Below are 20659 nucleotides of genomic sequence, written 5' to 3'. Positions count from 1 at the left end.
ACTCACCGGTAGGGCAGACTGCATCAGTGGTGGAGATACGACCGGTACGGCGCTTCGCGGCCCACGCGTGGAACTGGGTGGCCGGGCTGGCGGCGCTGGGGTTGAACGCCGCGACCGGCCTGGCGGCGCTGGCCTTGCTGGTCCTGCTGCCGGCAAGCGCCGCTTTCGGGCGGTCACCGCTCACCCGCGTGCTCGGGCTCGTCCACCGCCTGGCCCGCTTCCAGTGCCGTTGGGCGAGCCGGGTGCTCGGAGCCGGCGAAGGGCGTACGCCGGAGCCGCGCCTGCGGCGCGAGCTGATCTGGCTGGCCGCGCACGGCGTCATCGGCCCCGGCCTCGCCCTGGTGATGTGGGCGATGCTGGCTTCCCTGAACTACATGTTCCTCTGGATACGCCCGCAGGAGACGAGCACGCTGAACACGTTCGCCCTCAGCATGTCCTCCGTGGACATCGCGGTAATCATCCTCCTGGCCATCCCGATGTTCCGTACCGGGCAGGCGCGGCTGGCGCGGCGGCTGCTGGAGCCGGAGGCCACGCCGGACGCGCGGATCCAGGTGCTGACCGAGTCACGGGCCGCGGTGGTCGACGCGCGCGCGGCCGAACTGCGCCGCATCGAACGCGACCTGCACGACGGCGCACAGGCCAAGCTCATCGCCGTACGCATGCACCTCGGCCTGGCCCGCGGCATCGGCGAGCCGGCCGAGATGGCTCGGATGATCGACGAGGCCAGGGAAGTCGCCGGCCAGGCCCTGACCGACCTGCGCGACCTGGTACGCGGCATCCACCCGCCGGTGCTGGCCGATCGCGGCCTGGCCGGCGCCATCGAGGCGTCCGCGCTGCTCTGCCCCATGCCGGTCGAGATCGACATCGACCTACCCGGCCGCCCGGAGCCGCCCGTCGAGTCCGCCGTGTACTTCGCCGCCACTGAGGCGCTCACCAACGTCACCAAGCACAGCGAGGCATCCCGCGCCTGGGTACGCCTGCGGCACACCGCCGGCGTCCTGCGGCTGACCATCGGCGACGACGGCCGCGGCGCGATCCGCCGCGATCAGGGCACCGGCGTACGCGGCATCGAACACCGCCTGTCCGCCTTCGACGGCTGGCTCACCGTGATCAGCCCGCCGGGCGGCCCCACCGAACTGACCATGGAGGTCCCATGCGCGTTGTCATAGCCGAAGATCTCGCGCTGCTGCGGGATGGCCTGGTCCGCCTCCTGTCGGCGCACGATTTCACCGTGGTGGAGGCGGTGGACAACGGCCCCATGCTGCTGGCGGCGCTGCTGCGGCACCGCCCGGACGTGTCCGTGATCGACGTGCGGCTGCCGCCCTCCTTCACCGACGAGGGGCTGCGCGCCGCGCTGGAGGCGCGCCGCCAGGTTCCGGGGCTGCCGGTGCTGATCCTGTCGCAGTACGTGGAGCAGCTCTACGCCAGGGAGCTGCTGTCCGACCACTCCGGCGGGGTGGGCTACCTGCTGAAGGACCGGGTGGGCGACGTCGACAGGTTCGTCGACACAGTACGCCAGGTCGCCGCGGGCGGCACCGCCATGGACCCGGAGGTCGTCTTCCAGCTACTCACCCGCCGCAGCCGCGACGAGCCCCTGGCCGCGCTGACGCCCCGGGAGCGTGAGGTGCTCACGCTCATGGCGGAGGGCATGTCCAACCTGGCGATCGCCGCCCGCTTCCACATCACCGACAAGGCGGTCGGTAAGCATACGAACAACATCTTCGCCAAGCTCGGTCTGCCGCCGTCCGACGACCACAACCGGCGCGTCATGGCGGTCCTGGCCTACCTGCAGGCCGCGCCCGCGCCGCCGATCTTCTGAGCGCCCAGTCCGATTGCGCAGGTTGGGGTACTGGACGCGTCCAGGTCCTCATCGAAGACCACCGCCCACGACACCGACTCATCGGGGGCCACCGCTCGTTCAGCCCGGTAGTGCCGCTCGGCCGCGCCTGACCTGCCCAACATGCCGTACGGACCCCCAGATACTGTGCGTCAAGTAGCGGCCCACACTACTTGAAGTACTTGCTGCACGACTGAGAGTCACCAAAGATAACTACAGCAGTCTGGAACTCAGCCCACGCTCGCTCCGACCTCGCCAAACATGCTGCACCGTCCTGGGCGCTCAAAGGGAGAACGACAGGGCGACAGCATGCCGCACAGCGCCGACAATTTCGGCACTCACATCAAGCACATGTTCGTGACGTGAACCGTCAGCTCAGCACGATGTTGACAACAAGATCGTTCGGCAAAATGGACAAGCAGCAGATCGCCTTCACCTCCGACCGGGCCGAGGCCATCGCCGAGCTCTACGACGGCGCCGAAGCGGCCATCGCCGCCGTCCGGGACATGGCCACCGGCTCCGCCCTGGACGACGCCGCGCTGGCGAAGTTCCTGGACGACAGCGGCGGGCTGCTATGAGCCGGCGGCGTGACGCGATGGGCTGGACGCAGGCCGAGAACGACGTCGCCGACGTGATGATCTGGCTGCGCTGCAACCACGGGCGCGAGGTCAGTTACGCCGACATCGCCGCCGGCGTCGACATCCCCGACGGTCACCGGCTGCGGCGGGCCGTCCGGGTCGTCCGCGTGATCGCGGCCAATCGGGGCGACCGCCTGGAAAGGTTCCAGCCCTCGGCCGACCCCGCCCGGCGCGACCCTGCCCGGCGACGGGTCTTCGTCACCCGCTACATGCGCGACGGTCACGGCGATGAGTTCAGCGCCCGCGACGCCATGTCCGCCGCGCGAGCGGCAATGACGTCGGTCAAGGACATGCACCGCGCCACCACGTTCGAGGCCGCCAACACCCGCTCGATCGCCCGCACGGAGTTCGCCACGATGGCCCAGGCCGCCGACGAGTGCATCACGAAGGCCGCCGGCATCGAGGTGGTCGGCCCGCAGGCGGTCCGGCGCGAGAACACTAGCCTGCTCGCCGAGATGATCGCTGACCTGGAAGCCCGTCTCACAGAACCGGCGACGAGCCCGCGCTGACGACACCAGCGGGCCACAGCAGACCCTTGCGAAACAGCGAGAACGCGACCGCGACGATGTCGCCTTGCGCCTTCCGGCGGCTGATGCCCAGACGGTTGGCGTTCGCGGCCACCGCGTCGTCCAACGGCGCGCCGGCCGCGACTGCCTGCACAACGGCCAGGCACTCGTGGTTGAACCGTGAGCGACCTCCGGTTCGCTCGTCCCCGATCGCCAGCATCCCGTGGTTATCGGTCCAGCGAACATACGGCGGGATGGCCAAGCCCCCGGTCCCGAAGTCTCGATCACTCAGGTGGTCGAACCCTTGATCGGGATGGGCGACATGCCAGTCCAGCAGCCGGTTCGTGGCGTCCTCATGCAGTTCCTCGTCGACAACCTGCGTCCACCTGCAATCGCCGCAGGCCACGACGTATTCAGCGCCGACGACCCTACCTAGTGCCGCATCGGCCTCCGAGGAGGATGAGTGCAGAGATTAGCGGTAGCGATGATCATGACCTCCCGCTGCCCATGGCGCTGTCAGCCCCAGATGGCAACAGCCGCTCTGCCTCGCGGGGTGAGCTGCGCGTTCAGTGGGTGCGGCGGCGGGGGGCGAGGTGCTCAGTGACCTTGGCGATGGCTTCGGCACCGGGTTTGACGTAGCGCATGGCGGTGCGGGGGTTCTTGTGCCGGGTCTTGCCCATGATGAGCTGCAGGGGGACTTCGGCGTCGCCGAGGTGGGTGGCGGCGCTGTGGCGGAGCTGGTGCAGGTCGAGTCCGGCGTGCTTGTCGAGCAGGACGCGGGCGCGGTCGTAGCCGAGGCGGGCGCGGCCGGTGTGCGGGCAGATGTCGGCGGCCGGGGGCCTTCGGGTGGGGACGGGGCGGCGTTCGGACAGGAACAGCGGCCCGCGCGCGCGGGTGCCGCCGTCCGGCAGGCGCAGCAGGCGGGGTAGCAGGTGGGCGGTGCCGGACTCCCAGTACACCCACTCGACGTTGCCGCCCTTGGAGGTGACAGGGGCGCGGCGGTGCTCCAGATCGAGGTCCTCGACGTTGAGCGCGAGGATCTCCGCGGCCCGGGCCGCGGTCTCGTAGAGCATCCGCCACAGCGTCCTTTCCCGGAGCGGGATGTCGCGGCGCGACAGCAGCCGGTCGATGGTGGTCTTGGCCACGGCGCGGGTCTCGTCGGCGTTCTCCTTGCGGCGTTCGGCCTCGGCCGGCACCGACGGGGCGGGCCAGTGCTTCTTGCTCTGGCACCAGGTCAGCCAGGAGGTGAGGGCGGCGCGGTTGCGGTTCCAGGTCGCCGGCGCGCGTCCGCCCCACAGTTCGGCGAGCGCCGCGCCGATCTCGGCGTCGGTGACCTCGGCCAGTGGCCGGTCGCGGCCGAGCGCCGCGATGGTTCGGTCGATGGCGGAGGCGTAGGCGCGGTGGGTGTTGGGGTTGGCGGTGCGCGCGGTGGCCAGGAAGGCGTCGGCGGCTGCGGCGAGGCTGACGCCTGCGCCGCGCAGGGTGGCAATCTTCGGCGCGGCGTTCACGCCGGCTGCCGCGTGGCGGCCGACGTGCTGTCGCCGGTGATGTACCGGATAACGTGCCCGAGTCGCGCACCGCCGTGGCGGGGCCTTCCGCTGGTCGCCGCATCACCGTGGTCACTCATGTACGTGATAATAGGCCATTATCGCGTACCTTGGTGTCCAGACGCTGCGGCGGGATGGATGCCAGCGGTGCGGAGGTGGATTGGTATCCCGGATTCGGCGGCTCAGATCACCTGCCGGTCGAACTTGTGGCCCGGCTTCTTCCCGCCCTTGCTACCAGGGGGTTTTGAGCGTTGCGGCGCCTGCTATCGCTGGGCGCACAGGGCGGTGTCCAGGGCGGCGAGGACCTGGTCGGCGGCGGATTTGGTGTAGGGCATCGCGGTGACGGCGATGGTGGCCGCGCGTCCGTCCTCGGTGGCGCCGTTGCGGACCTCGTAGCCGGAGATGTCGCCGCCGTGGGCCCAGGCGTGGCCGCCGCAGCTCAGTTCGATCTTCATCAGGCCGAGCCCGTAGCTCCAGCCTTTCGGGAATCCGGGCGCGGCGATGGTCTGCTTCATCTGCTGCAGCAGGTCGGGCTTGAGGAGCCGGCCGTCGAGCAGTGCGCCCAGGAAGCGGTTGACGTCGCGGGGGGTGCTGATCATCTGTCCGGCCGCCCATGCCCAGGACGGGTCCAGCTGTGTGACCTCGGTTAGTTCGGCGCCCGGCTCGTTGGTCTTGGCCCGGTAGCCCTTGGGGTGGGGGCCTCGGATGTTCTGCTCGCCGGCGCCTGGCCAGTAGGTGTCGCGCAGCCGGAGTGGGGTGATGATCCGGTTGGTGATCTCCTCGCCGAGGGGCCGGCCGGTGATCTTCTGCACCAGCAGGCCGAGCGCGATGTATCCGGTGTTGCTGTAGGCCCAGCCGGTGCCGGGGGCGAAGGCGGGCTGGCGGGTCAGGCCCACGTCGAGCACGTCGCGGGGTTCGAAGTAGCGGTGGCGGGCCTGGGTCCACGATGGCCAGGAGCCGGGCAGATCGTGTTCGTAGTCGGGCAGGCCGGCGGTGTGCTGGAGCGCCTGGCGGACGGTGAAGCGGCGGCCGTCGTTGCCGTTGGCGCGGATCAGGCCGGGCAGATAGGTCTCGACCGTGGCGTCGAGGTCGATCTTGCCCTCTCCGGCCAGTTGCAGGACGAGCGTGGCGAGGAAGGTCTTGGTGGTGCTGCCGATGCGTACCTTCCCGTTGCGGGGGACCTTCGCCCGGGTGGCCAGGTCCGCCACGCCTGCGGTGTAGTCGAGCACGCGCCCGCCGCGGTCCCGCGTCGAGGCCAAGGTGCCCGGGAAGCCGCCGGCGCCGACCAGGCCTTCCAGAGCCGTCTGTACGGCGTCGGCCGGGCGGGCCCGCGCGCCGGCCTCGGCGGCGGCCGGGGCGGCGGCCAGGCCCAGGACGCTGAGGGCGACGGCGGCCGCGGTGGCCGGGGCCAGGGCGCGGCGCCACCGGGGGGTGGCCGGCGGGGGCGTGAGGGCGGCTCTGGTGGGATGGGACGGCGACATCGGTTCCTCCTTGGTGACGGTGTGGTGTGACGGGAGGGGGTGAGGAACCTGCGATCGGGATGTGCAGGGCTGGTGGGGAAGGGATGGCGGCTGCGCCTGCTCTTAGGGAACGCCTCCCGGGCACGGGCTGACGGCGGGGGCGGGACGTGGCGATGAGCCTGTGTCGCCGCAAGATCCTCCTCGTGCTGACGGCTGCCCGCAGGTTCCTCCGCCCTGGATGCCGTCAGACGCGCACCCTGCCCCGAGGTCGAACCCTCGGGGCAGGGCCGGTCTCAGGCGCAGAAGGCGGCGTCGATCGCCTTCTCGAAGGGAGCCTGGTCGGTTTGCGGCTGCTTCTCGTTGACCGACAGGGCCAGCGTGGTGCGGCCGTCGGGGGTGGTGTAGGCGGCAGTGAGGTAGCCGGGGATGCCTCCGGTGTGGCCGATGATCTGCTTGCCGCAACTGGTGGACTGCACCCTCAGGCCCAGGCCGTACGCACCGATCTGGGGGTTGACGAACAGGCCCTTCTTCATCTCGGTGAGTTGGGCGGGCTTGAGGACCTTGCCGGCGGCCAGGCTGTGGAGGAAGGTCGTCAGGTCCTTGGTGGTGGTGATCATCGCGCCGCCGGCGCTGGCGATGCTCGGGTTGAGTCGGCTGATGTCGACGTATTGGCCGGTGCTCTTCTTGATGTAGCCGTGGGCGTGCGGCCCGGGGATGGAGGTGGAGTAGGTGGGAGCGGAGGTGTCGCGCAGGCGCAGCGGCTTGATGATGCGCTCGGTGACCTCGCTCTGCCAGCTGTTGCCGGTCACCGCCTTGATCAGCATCCCGGCCACCAGATAGCCGGTGTTGGAGTAGGAAAAGCGCGTGCCGGGCTCGAAGTTCAGCGGCTTGGCCAGCGCGGCCGCCACCAGTCGCTCGTCGGTGAACCGGGTGAAGCGCAGCTTCAGGTACGGCTCGCCGACGGTGGGAAACTCCGGCATGTCGGTGTAGCTGGGGATCCCGGCGGTGTGCTGCAGGATCATCCGCACCGTGATGTCGTTCTCGCGTGGCAGCAGCCCGGGCAGGTAGGTGGCGATGGGCTCGTCCAACTTGATGCGTCCCTCGCCGGCCAGGTGCAGCACGGTGGCCGCGGTGAAGACCTTGGTGGCGCTGCCCATGCGGAACAGCCCGTCAGCCGGGACGGGGCGGCTGCCGCCGATCCGGGCGGTTCCGGCGCGCAGCACGCGCTGGTTGCCGGCCTCGGTGAGCCTGGCCTGCACTCCTGCCACGTTGCCGGTATCCACCAGTGCGTCCATCGCCTTCTGCAGCGAGGCGGTTGTGCTCGGCGTCGTGGCCTGGGCGGCGTGCGCCGGGACGGTGGCAAGGACTGTGCCGGCGGTGGCGGCGGCGAGAGCGAGGGCGAGGGTCTTGGACGTGATGCGCATGAAGTGACTTCTCCCGAATGGTGATGCAGCGCCGTATCGGCGCTGGTCATCACGTTATGGGCGGCGATCACAGTAAACGATCCCGCCAGCTGCCCAATGCTCACTGGCATGGACGGCTACATCCTGGTAGGGCCTGCCCCACCAGGACGCGCCGCGCGCCAGGGCGGGCAGCACCGGGTGCCCGGCGGCCGTGGCGGCCGACCGCGCCTGGCTGGCCCGCGTCGTGGCCACCCAGTCCGCCGGCAGTTCGCCGAGCACGCCGACGACCGACCGGTGATCCACGGAAGACGCCACCCCGCTTTGGCCCACCTGTCATCATCGCGATGACACATCCGTCATGGCGTTCTCCTCCCGAGCGCGGCCCCAGCCCCAAGGTGAGGTGATCGTCGCAGGTCACTGTGCGCGACGGCGTTATCCGCCGAGGGTCGGTTTCGGCCCGGGCGTTTGGGGATGAGTCAGGCGCGCAGCCGCTCGATGACACTGAGAGCCCGGTGTCTATACCTTGCTCGCGACCACCATGTAGTTCTCGGCCTCAAGATCGAACGTGTTCACTTCCGTCCGGAGTCCGACCCGGTGCAGCTCGACTTCGAGTTCCTCGTACCGGTAGGGCCAGCAGGACAGCAGTTCCGAGCGGACAAGAACCAGCCCAGTCGCATCAACTTGGGCGATCGCAATCTCGATGTGGTGCTCCTCCTCCCAATGCGGCGCAATCTCCCAGCGGTAGACCACGACGGCATCGCGACCGTTTCGTCGGACGAGTCGGTCACTGATGTCCAGCCGGGAACCTCTGGCCCTCACGAGTTCCCAAGTGCGGGATGTGAGCACCAAGCGCCCGCCAGGGCGCAGAAGCCGTGACATCGACTCCAGAGCAGCACCCCTGCCTGTCGCGCCCGCGGCATGGTGAAGCGAGTTGCCCACGCAGAACACCATGTCGAACGTGTCGTCCTCGAAATGGTCGGGCAACTCTTCCCAGTTCGCCCGCATGGCCCGGACGGATGCCCCGAACTCCTCAGACAACTCTGCAGTCCGACGAACCATCGCTTCGCTGGCGTCAGTTGCGACAACCTGCATGCCACGACCGGCGAGGCCAACCGCCAACTGTCCGGTTCCGCACGAACAGTCGAGGACGTGAGCGTTCGACGGCAGGTGACCGAGGACGTCATCGAACGACGCAGCGAACTCAGCTGGAGGCAACTTTGCATCCGAGATGAGCCATTCGTACACCTCGGCAAGCACGTCATAATCCGTCACAACCACTACCTCCGTCACGCGGCAGACTCGGGGTTTGATCGACAACGGAACGGTCAGTGGCGTTAGCGAGCCGGATCGGTCGGAGTTGCCGCCATCCACCGTTCCGATGTCGATAGCTCCCCGGTTCTGACCTGGAGATCTTCGGGTTGGAGGCGCTGCGGGGTTCCCGGAGAGCGGCAGGGAGGAGCTGTTCCGGTTTTCACGCTGACCCGGCGGATATGGCGTTCGTGGAGCCTGGTCGGTGTGTGGGCAGGCCCCGGCCGGTCGCCGGGCCGATGGACCGGAGCACGGCGCGGTCAGTGGGTGTCTGGTCTGGGGATATGGATGCCGGCGGCGCGGAGCTTGGTCTCGACGAGCGTGACCCCCCGGGCCGCGGCCGATCCCTGCTCTTCGCCGTGGAGGGCGATCAGCGTGTACCGGGTCGCGGCCTCGGTGCGGGCTTGCAGACCGGTCACGATCTTCAGCTGTTCGGGGTTGGCGAGGAAGTGGTCGGCCATGGCGGTGGCGAGCTCGGCGATGCGCGGGTCATCCGGTTCCCAGGACGCGGCTTCGGCGCCGCGCTTGATCAAGGCGACGAACCGGGGATCTTCGAGGGCGTACTCGACATGGGTGAGGTAGTCGTCGAAGCCCTCGGGGACCAGTGCCCTGGCCAGCACCCAGCCCTCCCCGGCAGCCGCCACCTCCTCCGCGGGGAAGCCGAGGCCGGACATCCGCTCCAGCAGCACCACAGCGCGGTCGCCCAGCAGGGCCCGGTCGCCGTCGGCGAGCCGGTGCAGCGTGTCACGCCGCGCGATCAACTCCTCGATCCGTTCGGTGAGCTGCCGCTCGACGTCGGCCAGCGCGGCGGCGAACAGCGCGGGGCCGGCGTCGATCAGGGGTCCGATCTCGGCCAGCGGCACCCCGGCGGCGGCCAGCGTCCGGACCTGCACCAGCCGCAGCAGCTCGGCCGATCCGTACCTGCGATAGCCGGAGCTGTCGCGTTCCGGCTCCTTGACCAGGCCAAGCTTGTGGTAGTGCCGCACCGTCTTCACCGTGACGCCGACGAATGCCGCCGCCTGCCCGATCGTGACTCCGTTCATCTGCAGAATTCTGCCTTGTGCTCGAACTTGGCGACCAGGCAGACCATAGCCGAGCGTAGGGACGGGCCAGGCCGGGCTCGCCCAGCTCGGCGTGGCCCCGGTTCGCGTTCTCCCTGATGCACGGCCGGAAGGGGCCGCCCCTGGAGGCGTGCGGGTCACAGGTGTTCAGTCCGTCGGCTGAGCCTGATCGGCCTGCCCACCGCCGAACACCTCGTTAAGGAGCCTTTGCTGGGCGTTCTGGAACGCTGCTGCGATGGACAAGTCGGCGTCGTCCACGCAGTTCAGCGCGGCGGTCAGGGTCCTGCTGCCGTCGGGTGTGCTGTACATCAGCGCCGCGTGGCCCACGGCGGCGCCGTTGTGTGAGATGAGGGTGCCGCCGCCGTCGGTGGTCAGCACGAACACTCCCAGGCCGTAGTCCATGTTCGGGATGCCCGTCGGGTGCGGGGTGCACATCTCGGCCAGCAGCGTGGCCGGCAGGAGCTTGCCGCCCAGCAGGGCGGAGATGAACGTGTGCAGATCCTGGGTGGTCGAGATCATGTCACCACCGGTGGAGATCCAGGACGGGTTCTGGCGGGTGATGTCGACCGTCTTCTGCTGGCCGTCCTCCTCGTAGCGGTAGTAGGCGTGGGCGTGCGGTTCGGGGATCTCCGGCGAGGCGTCCGGCACCACAGTGCCCGACAGCCCGAGCGGCCCCAGGATCAGCCGCCGCATCTCATCGGCGAGTGAGCGGCCGGTAACCTTCTCGATCAGCAGCCTCGCCAGCACGTAGTTGGTGTTGGAATAGCTCCAGCCCGTCCCCGGCTCGAACCGCGCCGGCTTGGACAACGCCAGCTCCACCAGCTCCTGCGGCCGGTAGGTCTTCAACCGGTTGTCCAGCCACTCTGTGCCCGCGGGGCCGTAGGGCATGGGGATCCCCAGCACGACCGCCCCATCGTCGTAGACCTCGCCGCTGAAGTTGAACACCCCGCTGGTGTGCTGCAACAGCATCCGCACCGTGATCCGCTCGTCCAGCCCGAACTCGGGCAGGTAGTCCGCCGCCGGGGTGTCCAGCCCGACTTTGCCCTCGGCCACCAACTGCAGCACCAGGGTCGCGGTGAAGGTCTTGGTGTTGCTGCCAATCCGGACATGCCCGTTCGTCGGCGGCTTCGCGGTCCCGCCCAGCTCGGCCGCCCCGGCGCTGCCGACCCACTCGCCCCGCTCATCGTGCACGCGCAGCGACACCCCGACGAAACCGGAATCGACGATCTCCTCGATCGCCTTCTGCAGCTCCGGGCGATCCGGCCCGGCAGCAGCCGCCGGCACAGCCCCGCTGTCCGCAGTGGCCACCCCGGCGGCGTCAAGGGCGGCGATGATCCTGCGGACCATCTCGGCCATGGCGGGGCTGGGCTGGCCATGACGGATCTGGGCGGTTTCGATGGCGAGCCGGACGATGCTGCGGAAGTTGTCGGCCTCTGCCGGAGCCTGCTTCTCGAGCAGGGTCACCGCTGCGGTCAGGGTCGGTAGCACCTGGTCGGCGAGTGCGGCGACGGACTTGCTGTCCAGCTTGATGCTCTTTGACCTGTCGCCGAGCACGTGCCCGATCAGGCTGGTCGCCGACGCCAGGGCAATGCTGCCGTCGGTGGCGATCTTTTGCGGCTTGCCGCCGGCGGCACCGGCAGCGGCAACCAACGAGACCGCGCCGTATGCGGCGGTCCGCAGGGTGCTCTTGTCCTGGTCGGAAAGGGTGATGGACATGGTGGTTTGCTCCTTCAAATCTGTTATGTCCGGTCGGCGTCGTGCCGCTGCGACGAGCTTGCACCCTGACCCAAGGTCAACCTCAACCGTGATCTAGCTCACAGCCACTTTCAGTGGTGTTCCGGGCGCTGTCCCGGTGACGGAGGGCCATGCGGGACAATCACCGGCCATGGACGGCCAACGCCGGGTCGGCTACGCCCGCTGCTCCACCAACGAGCAGGACGTCATCGTGCAGACCGAGCAACTGCGCGCCCTCGGCGTCGAGCCGGACCGGATCTACATCGACCGCGGCTTCTCCCGCGCCACCCGGACCAACCGCGCCGGTCGGAGTTGCCGCCATCCACCGTTCCAATGTCGATGGATGCGATAGTGCGCAGGGTGTCGAAGAATCGAACGTTTCTCAACACCCCACCCGAAGTCCTCTTCACAAACCGGCCGACACCAAAAATCTGTCGGAAAAACGTGTTGAGAAGTCGGAGTGTTCAGCAACTCCGGCAGAGCCCTTTTACCTACACTTCTCGGGGTGAGCACCCTCCCGGAAGACCCGCTCGACCTCCGCCAGGTCGTCGAAGATCTCTTGTCCGCCGAACCGGCCGTCCTCACCGGAGCACTGATCGGGTACGCCCGTGTCTCGACCAAAGACCAGTTGCTGGACCGGCAGATCCTCGCGCTGGAGGCGGCGGGCTGTAGCCGGATCTTCGCCGACAAGAAGTCCGGCAAGAACGTCGAGCGCGAGGAACTCTGGAAGGCACTGGACTACCTGCGGCCCGGCGACACTCTGATCGTCCCCTCCCTCGACCGGCTCGGCCGCTCCCTCCAAGACCTCATCTCGGTCGTCGCCGGCCTCCGCAAGCGGGGGGTAGGGTTCCGGTCGCTCAAGGAAGCACTCGACACCACCACCCCGGGCGGCCGGCTTGTCTTCCATGTGTTCGCCGCGCTGGCGGAGTTCATCCGCGAGCTCATCATCGAGGGCACCAACGAGGGCCTGGCCGCAGCCAGGGCCCGTGGCCAGCGCCTCGGACGGCCTCCGGCGATGACCGCCGAACAGGTCGGCCACGCCCGCGCCTTGCTCACCCAGCCCGATGCGACGATCGCCTCGATCGCCCGGCTGCTCGGCGTCAGCCGCTCCACGATCTACAAGTACCTGCCCGAGCTCAAACCCGACGCGCCCGCCGCTCTGCCGGTTCCCCCGAGGCGGGCCGAACTGGCCGCACCCCGCCTCGACGGCCCGTCTGCCGATCGGGCGGCGGCGTCGTGAACCTCCCGTTCGTCAACCTCGGTGTCCTGCTGGCGCCCTCGTGAACACGGCCGAGCTCCTCACCTTCCTTGACGCCCGCCTGGGCGAGGACGAACGCCAGGCCGCGCTGTTTCATGAAAGCGACTGCGCGGCCCTCACCCCGACGCGGTCGGCCGGTTGCCGATGCCCGGTCCCCCAGCAAATCCTTAAGGACGCTGCCGTCCGGCACAGGGTCGTCGAGGACTGCCGCCAGCAGATCCTCCAGCAGCAAGACCCGCGGTCCCCGGACTGGCCGATGCCTCTGCTGCGAGCCCTCACCACCCTGGGCTCCCTGGCCCATCGACTACGAACTCCATCCCCGCTGGAGTGAGGACTGGCGGCCCTGAAGCCCGGCGGCGACCGCCACGCCATCAAGGTCTGCTGCACGGGCCGACCTCACCACCGGCGACTGAACCATGCCATCGCCCCGGTCAGACCTCGTCTTCGTCGTCATCGGGGGCGTCGGGGTCGCGCAGCTCGCGGATCGCGCCGGGGGCCAGATCGGGCAGCACGAAGCTGAAGGCGCCGTGCACGCCCAGGTGCCGGTTGACGAAGGGCGACAGCCGGGCCATGTCCTCCTCCTGGACCGGATAGCCCTGAGCACGCAGTTGACGGACCGCGGCGTCCAGGTAGACCGTGGTCCACAGAACGACGCAATTCAGCACAAGTCCGAGAACGCCGAGCTGGTTTTCCAGACCGCGTTCGTAGCGGTGGTACAGCTCGCCCTTCTTGCCGTGGCAGACCTTGCGGGCCAGGGCGTGGCGGCCTTCCTGCAGGTTGCGGATGGCCTTGATGTCGCGGCGGTAGGTCTCATCCACGTCGATGTAGGCGAGAATTATGTGCAGGCTCTTGTGGATCCGGCCGTAGGCGGCGATCGCCTCGCCGAGTGCGGTGGGGTGCCCGTCGCGCTGGAGCATGGTGACCACGTCGTAGGCGCGGACGGTGCCGGTGTAGATCGAGGCGACCACCCGCAGGATGTCCTCCCAGTTCCGGCGGACTTTCCGCAGGTCGATCTTCCCCCGGGCGAGGGTGTTGAGTGGGCCGTAGTCGGCGTCGGAACTGATCCGCCAGCCCTTCTGGTCGGGCAGGTCCGCGAGCGCCGGCCGGTAGGAGATCCCCAGCAGTTCCAGAAGCCCAAAGACCAGGTCGGAGTATGATCCAGTGTCCGACACGACGATCTCGGGCAGTTCCCCGCCGTCCAGCCCGAAGATGACGTCGACCATGTGCAGGGAGTCGCGGACCGTCCCCGACACGATCTTCGCGCCCCGCCCCATTCCGCGATCATTTAGGGCGTTCAGCCAGGTCATACCTCGTTTGGAGCCGAAGAATTTGCGGTTGGGGCGGGCGAACGCGGCCGGGACCGGGACGACGAACCGCATCCCGTCGACCGCGGCGACCAGGCCGCCGCCCCACGCCTGGGCCAGCGGCAACCCGGCCTGGCGAGCGACCAACGGCGCGTTCGCCACACTGAGAGTCTCGGGCCGAAAGCAGTTCTGAAACACGTGCGACAACCTTGAGCGCTCCAGGGCGGGCACGCCCTTCTTGGCGATCGGCCGGTATCCCACGTTCATGGAGTGCGCGGCCAGGCAGGCGGCGATCGAGGTCGGCAGATCGCTCAGCCGGGACCGGCCGCCGGAGGCGGCGGTGAACGCCTGCGCTCATCTGGTGGAACAGCCTGTATCTGGACGCGGCCGTCAAGCACCTGCGTGAGCAGGGAATCCCGGTCACCGATGAGATGTGCGCGCGGTTGTCGCCGATCCAGTATGACCACATCGGCGTCCTGGGCCGCTACGCCTTCTCCCGTGCGGACGTAGCCGGGGGCTTGCGTCCCTTCCACGACGGTGCTCCTGAGAGCGCCTGAGCCCGGGGCAGCAGGGCGAGCGGTGAGGCTGCTGCGGCCCTGCCTCGCGCCTGCCGTCAGGGCCCTCCGTGCCCGAAGATGGTCCCGAGCGGCCAGATGGCGGGATGGGAGATCGCGATTGCGCCTCGTGATCGTTTCGGAGCTGTGACGCAGATCGGCAGGGACAGCGCTCCCCGGCACGGGGTCCGAGGCCGGGAGGTCATTCGCACCTCGGGCGTCTTGACGCGGCGGCCGCGGACCGGAGGGGTGGCGGCGGCGCGGGCCAGGTGGTGCAGGTGCGCGGTCTCGGCGTCGTCCAGGCGCAGCGCGCGGGCGATGGCGTCCAGCACGCTGTCGGAGGCGCCGGCGAGGTTGCCGCGCTCCAGGCGGGTGTAGTACTCGACGCTGACCCCGGCCAGCGCGGCGACCTCGCCGCGCCGTAGCCCTTCGACCCGGCGGCGGCCGTGGGAGGGCAGGCCGGCCTGCTGCGGGCTGACCTTGGCCCGGCGTGAGGTGAGGAAGGCCCGGACCTCGCTGCGGTTGTCCATATCCCCAGGTTAGGCATCCCCGTCCACGGTGAGGGGGTCCCTGCCGGTACCCCTTTAGCCGGTGACTGTCTGCCCGCGCCGGTGCGGGGTTAGCTGGAAGCACACGCCCCCGCCTGGGGGAAGGCCGATCGTGCACGGCCGCAAGGGGGCGGGCAAAGAAGCGTTTGCCCGGCCGCGGCAGCCGGGATAGCCCGGGCCGACCTGGCAGGGGTAGGTCAGCGGCCGGGCCCCCGACCAGCACGACCACCAGGGCCTGACCACACGAGGGAGAACGGTCATGAAGCATGTGAAGCTGGGCGATCTGGACGTGGCCCGGATCGGGCTGGGCGCGATGGGCATGTCCCACGGCTACACCGGTGCCGGCACCGACGACGCCGAGTCCGTCCGCACCATCCACCGGGCCCTGGAGCTGGGCGTCACGCTGATCGACACCGCCGAGATCTACGGCCCATACACCAACGAGGAACTCGTCGGCAAGGCCCTGAAGGGCCGTCGCGACCAGGCAGTGATCGCCACCAAGTACGGGCTGGTCTCTCACGCCGGTGACGGCCCCTGGAACCTCGACAGCAGCCCCGCCAACATCCGCACCGCCGTCGAAGGCTCCCTGCGCCGCCTGGGCACCGACCACATCGACCTGTACTACCAGCACCGCGTCGACCCCAAGGTGCCCATCGAGGACACCATCGGCGCGGTCGCCGACCTCGTCCAGCAGGGCAAGGTCCGCCACATCGGCCTGTCGGAGGCGTGGTTGGACACCATCGGCCGCGCCCACGCCGTGCACCCGATCGCCGCGCTGCAGTCGGAGTACTCGCTCTGGACCCGCGACCAGGAGCAGGTGCTGCCGCTGCTGCGCGAGCTGGGCATCGGTCTGGTCCCTTACGCCCCGCTCGGCCACGGCTTCCTGACCGGCAAGATCCGCAGCGAGAGTGACTTCGGCCCCGACGACTTCCGGGCCGGCAACCCCCGCTTCACCGGCGAGAACTTCCAGCGCAACCTCGCCCTCGCCGACGAGGTGCAGGCCGTCGCGCACGAGGCCGGCGCCACCCCGGCGCAGGTCGCGATCGCCTGGCTGCTCAGCAAGGGGGACGACATCGCCCCCATCCCGGGCACCAAGCGCGTCAGCCGGGTGGAGGAGAACGTCGCCGCCGACACCCTCGTCCTGACCACCGAGCAGCTCGCCAAGCTCGACGCTCTGCCGCCGGCCGCCGGTGGGCACCACAACGAGGCGCAGATGCAGATGATCGAACGCTGACCCGACGAGTATCACGGAGTAGCTCATGCGTGCAGCCGTCATGTACGGTGCCGGCGACGTCCGCGTCGAGGACCGGCCCGACCCGAAGGTCCAGCAGCCTGCGGACGCGATCGTCCGCGTCATGCTGTCCTGCGTGCGGCAGTGATCTGTGGCCGTTTGCATCCATGCCCGCCACCCGGCACCGGCCGCCCGATGGGACACGAGTTCCTCGGCGTGATCGAGGAGACCGCCGCCGACGTGGCGACCTTGCGGGCGGGCGACCTGGTCGTCACGCCGTTCACCTACTGTGACAACACCTGCGACTTTTGCCGTGAAGGTCTGCAGTCCTCCTGCCGTCACGGCGGCCGCTACGGCCTGGACGGCGTCGACGGCGGGCAAGGGGAGGCGGTGCGCGTGCCGCTGGCCGACGGCAGTCTGGTCAGGCTTCCCGTCGAGGAGAGTTCACCGCTGCTGCCGTCCTTGCTGACCATGTCGGACGTGCTGTGTACCGGCCACCACGGCGCTGTCACCGCTGGGGTGAGCCGCGGCGACCGGGTCGTGGTGATCGGCGACGGCGCGGTCGGTTTGTCCGCCGTGATCGCCGCCAAGCGGCTGGGCGTCGAGCAGATCATCCTCATGGGCCGCCACACCGACCGGACCGACCTGGGCCGCGACTTCGGCGCCACCGACGTCGTCGTCGAACGCGGCGACGAAGGCGCGGCCAAGGTACGCGAGCTGACCGGCGGCGACGGCGCCGATCGCGTCATCGAAGCCGTCGGCACCCCTGCAGAGCCTGCAGACCGCCCTCGGCTCCGTCATCGACGGCGGCACCATCAGCCGCCTGGGCGTGCCGCAGTACGAGCAAGGCCCTCTCGGCCTCGACCTGATCATGCGCAACATCACTCTGACCGGCGGCGCCGCCCCTGCCCGCGCCTACATCGAAGAGCTCATGCTCGACATCCTGAACGGCGTCATCGACCCGGGCCGCGTCTTCGACCGCACCGCCGGCCTGGACAACGTCCCCGACGCCTACCGCGCCATGGCCGAGCGCCAGGCGCTCAAGGTCCTCCTCCGACCCTGAAGAACGGGCAGGACCCGACGCAGACCCAGTACCACGTGCGAAAGGACACCCCGGTGCAGACCGTCACCCTGAACAACGGCGTCGAGATGCCGATCCTCGGCTTCGGCGTCTTCCAGATCCCGGCAGAGCAGACCGAGCAGGCCGTCACCGACGCCCTGGCCGCCGGCTACCGCAAATTCGACACCGCCGCCTCCTACGAGAACGAAGAGGCCGTCGGCCGGGCCCTGGCCGCCAGCGGCATCCCGCGCGAGGAACTGTTCGTCACCACCAAGCTGTGGGTGCAGGACAACCCCGCCGAAGCCCACACCCGGCGGGCGTTCGAGACCTCGGCCAAGAAGCTCGGCCTGGACTACCTCGACCTGTACCTGATGCACCAGCCCTTCGGCGACGTGTACGGCCAGTGGCGGGCGATGCAGGCCCTGCACCGCGAGGGGCGGATCAAGGCGATCGGGATCTCCAACTTCTACCCCGACCGCGTCGTGGACATCGTCGACCACAACGACATCACCCCGGCGGTCAACCAGATCGAGGTCCACCCCTTCTTCCAGCGCACCGCCGACCAGCAGATCAACAGCGAGCGCGGCATCCTCATCGAATCGTGGGGGCCGTTCGCCGCGGGCAAGAACAACCTGTTCACCGACCCGGCCCTCACCGAGATCGGCGCCGTGCACGGCAAGAGCGTGGCGCAGGTCGTGCTGCGCTGGCTGATCCAGCGGGGCATCCCGGTCAACGCCAAGTCCGTCAACCCCGAGCGGATGAAGGCCAACCTGGAGGTGTTCGACTTCGAACTCGCCACACAGGAGATGGACCGCATCGCCGCCCTGGATACCGGTAGCTCCCTGTACTTCGACCACCGCGACCCCGCCATGGTCACCTGGCTCGGTAACCGCCGCACCGGCTGACACGGAGAGGACAGACGATGGACGGCATCCCCGAGCCCTCGACCGCCGCCAGGTCCTGTGCGGCGCGCTGCTTGTGGGAGGCACCATGATCACCGCGACCGCCTGCGGCGGCGGCCCGTCACCGGCACCCACGTCGGCCGCCGAGCCGGCCTCGCAACCGGTAAGCGCGCCGCCCTCGGCGGCGGCGGGCCGCACGGTCCTGCTGGTCTACTTCTCCCGGCCCGGCGGGAACTACCACTACGGCGGCCGCCGCACCCTCAAGACCCCCGCGGACGTCGCCAAGACCCTCGACCAAGCAGTGGGAAGGGACAGTCAGGCTCGGCCTACAGGCGGAACCGTTGACGCCTGCCGCGACCGGGTCAGGGGCGAGGGCGCGAGGTTCTCGGCGCCGGGCCTGGCGGCAACCAGGCCCGACCACCTCAGTGGCCCGCTCTGCCTTCATCTCGCCGTCGAGCTGAACGCCTGCGAGGCGTTCAGCGTCGGCCGGCGGCAGATGGCGGACGGTGAGGTCCTCCAGGGCATGACCGAGCGCGCCCGCAGATCACACGGCAAATCCGTTGGAAATTCGCCCGGCCCCACAGCGAGGCTTCTAGATCAAGAAAGGTAGCTTATAGTAACCGATACGAATACAGACAGTAATTATCGGGTGGTGCGGAATCACAGATGATCAGCACGAGCCTTACAGAAGGCAGCTCACATGCGCCTCGCCGGCAAGATCCTTACCCTCGCAGCCTCCACCCTCGGCGTCGGCGGCCTGGCCCTGGCCGCCCTGGCCGCCGACACGCCCATCGCCCCCTACGCCCAGGCCGCCGCCCTGCGCACCGCCAACGGCACCATCACCAACTCCAAGAACGTCACCCAGGTCGCCAAGGTCGGCACCGGCAAGTACTGCGTCCAGCTCCACTCCGACATCTCCGCCGCCCGCGCCGTCCCCATCGCCACGCTGCGCTCCAGCGCAGACTGGCGCAGTGAGATCTACACCAACGTCGAGAGCTCCAGCTGCTCCAGTCACCCCAACTCCGTCTTCGTCTACACCGGCAAGAACGGCGAGGCCGCCGACGAACCGTTCTTCCTGCTCATCCCCTGAGCAGCCCCGTGCGCCAGCGCCCGGGCGCGCCGGCCAGGACCCGGACCCGGCAACATGACGGGAGTCGTGTCGCCGGCGTCGGGCGGCATGGGAGGTCCTGGTGAACCGAACGGGGAGCGGGGATCGAGCCGTGGGGTTGCCCGGCACGTCGTCCGTTGCTTCCGCCGTCACCCCCCGGGCTCCCATGCGCGCGGCCCCCGGAAGATCGTTCCGGGGGCCGCGATGACAGGTTGACGTCAGACGCCGCGGGGCGCGAGTTCGCGTACGAGCCGGGTGCTCCAGCCGCACCAGACATAGCCCGGGAGGAAGGCCCCGCCGGCCTCGTCCAGATGGTCCTCGACGTAGGGGATCGTTGCGTCGCAGACCTCGATCGCGACGTCGAAGAAGTCGACGGTGCCGGGGTTCAGGTGGTAGCTCCAGCGGGGGTTGTAGGGGGCCGTCCGCGGGAGAATGCGGCCGAGAATGTGTGGCCGGTCTGTGGTCTCGCCGTTGACCAGGTCGCGGGCGTGTTGAATCTTGGCAGGGTCGGTGAGCTTGACGACGAACTCCTCTCTGGTGACGTCCGTCATCACGAAGTAGGCCTCGTCTGCTGCCTGGGCAGGGGCGGGAGCGATGACGCCGAGCGCCACGATGGCCACGAGGGCGGTGAGCGTCTTGGTCAGGATGCTGCGCATAGAGATCCCTTCACCTCGCATGATTACCGAACGTTACGATCTTCTACGTTAAGTAATCGCACTGGCAAGGGGACAGCCCCTGACGTCACGGTGACACAGCCATCACCGGAGAGAGGCGGGTAAACAGGACCGCACAAACGCCACATGTCGAGCCAGCCACGATCTTGGCGGAAATGGACCTACCGGACGTCGGTGCCCTCCAGTGCCTGGTACGGCGTCGAGAGCCCGACGTCGAGCTCGCCGGCGATCTGGGTGACCGACTGGCCGCGCCCGCGCCGGGCACGCGCGGCGGCGAGCAGGCGTGCACTTCCTCCGGGCATAGAGAAGGGCCTCCCTGTCGGGCGGCGTGGAGGCCCCTTGGTGGACGACGGGGCGGACGGCGCCCGCACCCTCCTCATCGCGCTGGCCGAGGAGCAAGACCCCGCCGGTCGCGACCAACCCAAGGGTCTGAACATCTCATGAAAGCTGAAGACCCTCGGGTTCATCCTGAAGTCCCTTCACGTCGCCTGAACTTTGGGATTTCGGGGGTTCCCGGAGTACTCGC

21 protein-coding genes and 3 pseudogenes are annotated in these 20659 nt (G+C 69.1%); 13 read left to right on the top strand and 11 right to left on the bottom strand.

The window, feature by feature from the left end:
- Positions 1-26: 26 nt before the first annotated feature.
- From DMB42_RS02280 to DMB42_RS02270, 4 genes are all read left to right on the top strand, one after another.
- Complete coding sequence (locus tag DMB42_RS02280; protein WP_260477434.1) at positions 27-1169, top strand: sensor histidine kinase; 1143 nt, start codon at positions 27-29, stop codon at positions 1167-1169.
- Entirely contained in the window at positions 1154-1819 is a 666-nt protein-coding gene (locus tag DMB42_RS02275; RefSeq protein ID WP_125630050.1) for a response regulator transcription factor, read from the top strand. The genes DMB42_RS02280 and DMB42_RS02275 overlap by 16 nt, the downstream gene beginning before the upstream one ends.
- A gap of 428 nt (positions 1820-2247) precedes the next feature.
- Positions 2248-2415 carry a hypothetical protein gene (locus tag DMB42_RS52935; RefSeq protein WP_185844427.1) on the top strand — a complete coding sequence of 56 codons (168 nt, stop codon included), beginning with the start codon at positions 2248-2250 and terminating at the stop codon, positions 2413-2415.
- Positions 2412-2984 (top strand): hypothetical protein, encoded by a 573-nt coding sequence (locus DMB42_RS02270; protein ID WP_125630048.1) that lies wholly within the window; start codon positions 2412-2414, stop codon positions 2982-2984. The genes DMB42_RS52935 and DMB42_RS02270 overlap by 4 nt, the downstream gene beginning before the upstream one ends.
- Here DMB42_RS02270 and DMB42_RS02265 read toward each other — a convergent pair.
- The 7 genes from DMB42_RS02265 to DMB42_RS02235 all read right to left on the bottom strand — a co-directional run bounded on the left by DMB42_RS02265 (position 2956) and on the right by DMB42_RS02235 (position 11476).
- Entirely contained in the window at positions 2956-3387 is a 432-nt protein-coding gene (locus DMB42_RS02265; protein WP_125630046.1) for a hypothetical protein, read from the bottom strand. The two genes, DMB42_RS02270 and DMB42_RS02265, sit on opposite strands and share 29 nt — an antisense overlap.
- Positions 3388-3547: 160 nt before the next feature.
- Positions 3548-4489, bottom strand: a complete 942-nt coding sequence (locus tag DMB42_RS02260; protein WP_125630044.1) for a site-specific integrase — start codon at positions 4487-4489, stop codon at positions 3548-3550.
- Positions 4490-4791: 302 nt separating this feature from the next.
- Entirely contained in the window at positions 4792-6009 is a 1218-nt protein-coding gene (locus DMB42_RS02255) for a serine hydrolase (RefSeq protein WP_125630042.1), read from the bottom strand.
- A 272-nt stretch (positions 6010-6281) separates the two neighbouring features.
- Positions 6282-7412, bottom strand: coding sequence for a serine hydrolase (locus DMB42_RS02250; RefSeq protein ID WP_125630040.1), 1131 nt, complete (start codon positions 7410-7412; stop codon positions 6282-6284).
- 495 nt (positions 7413-7907) lie between these two features.
- Positions 7908-8681 carry a class I SAM-dependent methyltransferase gene (locus DMB42_RS02245; protein ID WP_221761981.1) on the bottom strand — a complete coding sequence of 258 codons (774 nt, stop codon included), beginning with the start codon at positions 8679-8681 and terminating at the stop codon, positions 7908-7910.
- Between the two features lie 278 nt (positions 8682-8959).
- Entirely contained in the window at positions 8960-9742 is a 783-nt protein-coding gene (locus DMB42_RS02240; protein WP_125630038.1) for a MerR family transcriptional regulator, read from the bottom strand.
- A 165-nt stretch (positions 9743-9907) separates the two neighbouring features.
- Positions 9908-11476: a serine hydrolase gene (locus tag DMB42_RS02235; protein WP_260477433.1), complete on the bottom strand. Its 1569-nt coding sequence runs from the start codon at positions 11474-11476 to the stop codon at positions 9908-9910.
- Between the two features lie 169 nt (positions 11477-11645).
- Here DMB42_RS02235 and DMB42_RS02230 point away from each other — a divergent pair, with 169 nt between their 5' ends.
- Entirely contained in the window at positions 11646-11846 is a 201-nt protein-coding gene (locus DMB42_RS02230) for a recombinase family protein (protein WP_125630036.1), read from the top strand.
- A 153-nt stretch (positions 11847-11999) separates the two neighbouring features.
- Positions 12000-12734, top strand: coding sequence for a recombinase family protein (locus DMB42_RS02225; RefSeq protein ID WP_221761980.1), 735 nt, complete (start codon positions 12000-12002; stop codon positions 12732-12734).
- Between the two features lie 449 nt (positions 12735-13183).
- On the opposite strand, the pseudogene DMB42_RS02220 reads toward DMB42_RS02225, so the two are convergent.
- A pseudogene (locus DMB42_RS02220) lies at positions 13184-14395 on the bottom strand (transposase); the annotation flags it as partial.
- Positions 14396-14412: 17 nt separating this feature from the next.
- On the opposite strand from DMB42_RS02220, the gene DMB42_RS56280 reads away from it, so the two are divergent.
- Positions 14413-14613: a Tn3 family transposase gene (locus DMB42_RS56280; protein ID WP_125631145.1), complete on the top strand. Its 201-nt coding sequence runs from the start codon at positions 14413-14415 to the stop codon at positions 14611-14613.
- Between the two features lie 233 nt (positions 14614-14846).
- Here the strand turns inward: DMB42_RS56280 and DMB42_RS54730 are convergent.
- Positions 14847-15140, bottom strand: a pseudogene (locus DMB42_RS54730) (helix-turn-helix domain-containing protein); the annotation flags it as partial.
- Positions 15141-15417: 277 nt separating this feature from the next.
- Here DMB42_RS54730 and DMB42_RS02205 point away from each other — a divergent pair.
- From DMB42_RS02205 to DMB42_RS02185, 6 genes and pseudogenes are all read left to right on the top strand, one after another.
- Positions 15418-16392: an aldo/keto reductase gene (locus DMB42_RS02205; protein WP_125630033.1), complete on the top strand. Its 975-nt coding sequence runs from the start codon at positions 15418-15420 to the stop codon at positions 16390-16392.
- A 192-nt stretch (positions 16393-16584) separates the two neighbouring features.
- Positions 16585-17100: pseudogene (locus DMB42_RS55930) on the top strand (alcohol dehydrogenase catalytic domain-containing protein); the annotation flags it as partial.
- A gap of 118 nt (positions 17101-17218) precedes the next feature.
- Entirely contained in the window at positions 17219-17452 is a 234-nt protein-coding gene (locus DMB42_RS55925; protein WP_312024718.1) for a hypothetical protein, read from the top strand.
- A gap of 53 nt (positions 17453-17505) precedes the next feature.
- A complete protein-coding gene (locus tag DMB42_RS02195; RefSeq protein ID WP_125630031.1) occupies positions 17506-18354 on the top strand; it encodes an aldo/keto reductase in 849 nt (282 codons plus the stop codon).
- 85 nt (positions 18355-18439) lie between these two features.
- Positions 18440-18961 carry a hypothetical protein gene (locus tag DMB42_RS02190; RefSeq protein ID WP_125630028.1) on the top strand — a complete coding sequence of 174 codons (522 nt, stop codon included), beginning with the start codon at positions 18440-18442 and terminating at the stop codon, positions 18959-18961.
- Positions 18962-19051: 90 nt separating this feature from the next.
- Positions 19052-19441, top strand: coding sequence for a hypothetical protein (locus DMB42_RS02185; protein ID WP_125630026.1), 390 nt, complete (start codon positions 19052-19054; stop codon positions 19439-19441).
- 236 nt (positions 19442-19677) lie between these two features.
- Here DMB42_RS02185 and DMB42_RS02180 read toward each other — a convergent pair whose 3' ends face one another.
- Together DMB42_RS02180 and DMB42_RS52930 are read right to left on the bottom strand one after the other, a co-directional pair.
- On the bottom strand, positions 19678-20115 hold the full coding sequence (locus DMB42_RS02180; protein ID WP_125630024.1) for a calmodulin-binding protein: 438 nt from the start codon (positions 20113-20115) through the stop codon (positions 19678-19680).
- A gap of 179 nt (positions 20116-20294) precedes the next feature.
- A complete protein-coding gene (locus DMB42_RS52930) occupies positions 20295-20435 on the bottom strand; it encodes a hypothetical protein (RefSeq protein WP_185844426.1) in 141 nt (46 codons plus the stop codon).
- Positions 20436-20659: the final 224 nt, after the last annotated feature.

The organism is Nonomuraea sp. WAC 01424 (assembly GCF_003947315.1).
GTDB classification, from domain to species: domain Bacteria; phylum Actinomycetota; class Actinomycetes; order Streptosporangiales; family Streptosporangiaceae; genus Nonomuraea; species Nonomuraea spiralis.
The sequence above is the reverse complement of the archived record's forward strand: the minus strand, read 5'-3'. Positions and strand labels throughout refer to the sequence as shown.

Bases quoted from the DNA above. Each gene is read 5' to 3' on its own strand.
- DMB42_RS02275 (WP_125630050.1), top strand. From the start codon at position 1,154: ATGCGCGTTGTCATAGCCGAAGATCTCGCGCTGCTGCGGGATGGCCTG.
- DMB42_RS52935 (WP_185844427.1), top strand. From the start codon at position 2,248: ATGGACAAGCAGCAGATCGCCTTCACCTCCGACCGGGCCGAGGCCATC.
- DMB42_RS02270 (WP_125630048.1), top strand. From the start codon at position 2,412: ATGAGCCGGCGGCGTGACGCGATGGGCTGGACGCAGGCCGAGAACGAC.
- DMB42_RS02255 (WP_125630042.1), bottom strand. From the start codon at position 6,009: ATGTCGCCGTCCCATCCCACCAGAGCCGCCCTCACGCCCCCGCCGGCC.
- DMB42_RS02250 (WP_125630040.1), bottom strand. From the start codon at position 7,412: ATGCGCATCACGTCCAAGACCCTCGCCCTCGCTCTCGCCGCCGCCACC.
- DMB42_RS02240 (WP_125630038.1), bottom strand. From the start codon at position 9,742: ATGAACGGAGTCACGATCGGGCAGGCGGCGGCATTCGTCGGCGTCACG.
- DMB42_RS02235 (WP_260477433.1), bottom strand. From the start codon at position 11,476: ATGTCCATCACCCTTTCCGACCAGGACAAGAGCACCCTGCGGACCGCC.
- DMB42_RS02230 (WP_125630036.1), top strand. From the start codon at position 11,646: ATGGACGGCCAACGCCGGGTCGGCTACGCCCGCTGCTCCACCAACGAG.
- DMB42_RS02205 (WP_125630033.1), top strand. From the start codon at position 15,418: ATGAAGCATGTGAAGCTGGGCGATCTGGACGTGGCCCGGATCGGGCTG.
- DMB42_RS02190 (WP_125630028.1), top strand. From the start codon at position 18,440: ATGATCACCGCGACCGCCTGCGGCGGCGGCCCGTCACCGGCACCCACG.
- DMB42_RS02185 (WP_125630026.1), top strand. From the start codon at position 19,052: ATGCGCCTCGCCGGCAAGATCCTTACCCTCGCAGCCTCCACCCTCGGC.
- DMB42_RS02180 (WP_125630024.1), bottom strand. From the start codon at position 20,115: ATGCGCAGCATCCTGACCAAGACGCTCACCGCCCTCGTGGCCATCGTG.
- DMB42_RS52930 (WP_185844426.1), bottom strand. From the start codon at position 20,435: ATGCCCGGAGGAAGTGCACGCCTGCTCGCCGCCGCGCGTGCCCGGCGC.